Below are 2,168 nucleotides of genomic sequence, written 5' to 3' on the forward strand. Positions count from 1 at the left end.
CTGATAACCGTCTTGACTGACTGAATAGAGAGAATCGAGACTCTATTCGGCTGGATATTGTGGATACGTTCTCGGGCCGAACTGTGATTCGACGCGGCGGGGTCACTTGCTCAAAATACTTCTGCCGCGCAGACCCCTAGAGTATCGCGGGACAGGTTTTCGCTGCAGGGTGTCTGATGTCTGCCAATACCATTGAGCACAATCGCAAACGATACGATTTCTCCGGCGTGGAGTCGGTGTGGCTGTTTGGTTACGGCTCGCTGATCTACAAGGTGGATTTCCCCTTTCTGGAGCAGCGCCCGGCGTCGATTCGAGGGTGGGAAAGGCGGTTCTGGCAGGGTTCCCACGATCATCGGGGCACGCCGGAGGCCCCCGGCCGCGTGGTTACCCTGGTAGAAAAGCCAAATGCTGTCTGCAAGGGCATGGCGTTCAGGGTGTCACCCAAAGTGTTCGAGCACCTGGATGTCCGTGAAAAGAACGGCTATCTGCGCCTGAGCATCACGCTCACCTTCGACGATGGCAGCCATGCCGACGGCCTGGTTTACATTGCCACCGAAGACAACGAAGCCTTCCTGGGCCACGCGCCGGACGCGGATATTGCCCGCCAGATCGCCTCTGCCTCAGGCCCCAGTGGCCCGAATGCCGATTATCTCTTGCGCCTTGCAGAGTCCCTGAGGGCAATGGGTGCGGATTGCCCGCACACCTTTGCCATCGAATCCCACCTGCGTGATGAGTTGAGCTAAGTCCGTTTAAGTTTGCTTTAAGGTTCGGGGAGCACACTCACCAGACCTTGAATCACACTTATCCCGGAAAATCCCATGGGCTTGTCCTCAAAACCCACTCTTCACGCGCAGCCGTTTGTGCATAGCGGAACCGGTCGGTTTCAATGGCCTGCAATCAAACCGCATTGGCTGGTGTTGATCAGCGCCTTTGCACTTACCGCTCTGTATAACGTTCCTTTCTACACCGCCCTTGATCGATACGTCGGCTTTGATCAGCCGATGCTGATGTTCAAACTCGCGTTTTTGTTGCTGCTGGTCAACCATCTCCTGATCAGCCTGTTTTCGGCACGATTTATCCTGAAGCCGGTACTGGTGTTTCTGTTTTTAAGTGCAGCGCTCAGTGGGTATTTCATGAACGCGTATGGCGTGCTGATCGACAAGCACATGCTGCAGAACGTGTTCGAAACCGATGTGCAGGAGGCTCGCGGCCTGCTGAGCCTCGGACTGCTTGTGCACATGGCGCTCTTCTTTGTGATTCCGGTTGTGCTGCTCTTCCTGGCACGCGTGAGCTGGCCGGCGGGCCTGAAAAGGGTCACTCACTGGTTGGCCCCGATCATTGTTGATATCGCTCTGATTCTGGTACTGGCGTTGACCAGCTATCAGGAGATGGCTTCAACGTTCCGTAATCACCGCGACATCAAGGATCTTGTGGTGCCGGTGAACAGTGTTGCTGCCCTGGCATCGCTGGGTAGCAAGGTGGCTGCGGCGCAGTTTCCCCAGGAATACCAGCAGGTGGGGCTGGATGCGACGGTTTCTCTCCCGGTTTCCGATCGCGCCAAACCCAATCTGGTGGTTTTCGTTCTTGGTGAAACTGCGCGCGCAGACCATTTTGGTCTGAATGGCTATCAGCGCGATACCACCCCGGAGCTCAGTAAACTGGCCCGGCAATCGGGCGGAACACTGGTCAATTTTCCCCGCGTATCCTCCTGCGGGACCGCAACGGCCTTGTCGGTGCCCTGTATGTTCTCGTGGCTGGGCAGATCGGATTACGATGAAGCCGTGGCCAAGAACAGTGATAACTTCCTGGATGTCATGACCCGCGCCGGCATTGTCAGTACCTGGCTGGATAATAACTCTGGCTGCAAGGGCATGTGTGACCGGATTCCGACCGTTCGTCCGGAGGATACCGACCTTTGCCAGGGCGAGTACTGTGATGATCTGGTGCTGCTGAAGGGTGCCCATCAGCAGCTCGATGTTGCAGAAAACAACGACCATTTCATGGTGTTGCATCAGCTTGGCAGTCACGGTGTTAGTGGCCAATTAAAATGACCCACTACTGGCCATTAGTTTTGACCCACCCCCGGGTGGCCGTCAGGCCACAGAACCAGCTACTGTCCCCGGCTTTTATCGATGGCCGGGGGCATGTTAGTGAAGGAGTGGGTTGTG

The 2,168-nt window shown here is 56.2% G+C and carries 2 protein-coding genes; both read left to right on the forward strand.

What is annotated here, in order from left to right:
• Positions 1-176: 176 nt before the first annotated feature.
• Positions 177-743: a gamma-glutamylcyclotransferase gene (locus AC13E3_RS00140; protein WP_092030729.1), complete on the forward strand. Its 567-nt coding sequence runs from the start codon at positions 177-179 to the stop codon at positions 741-743.
• A 75-nt stretch (positions 744-818) separates the two neighbouring features.
• Positions 819-2,051 carry a phosphoethanolamine transferase gene (locus AC13E3_RS00145; RefSeq protein WP_482901553.1) on the forward strand — a complete coding sequence of 411 codons (1,233 nt, stop codon included), beginning with the start codon at positions 819-821 and terminating at the stop codon, positions 2,049-2,051.
• Positions 2,052-2,168 lie beyond the last annotated feature (117 nt).

It is taken from the genome of Marinobacter sp. L-80 (assembly GCF_056859395.1).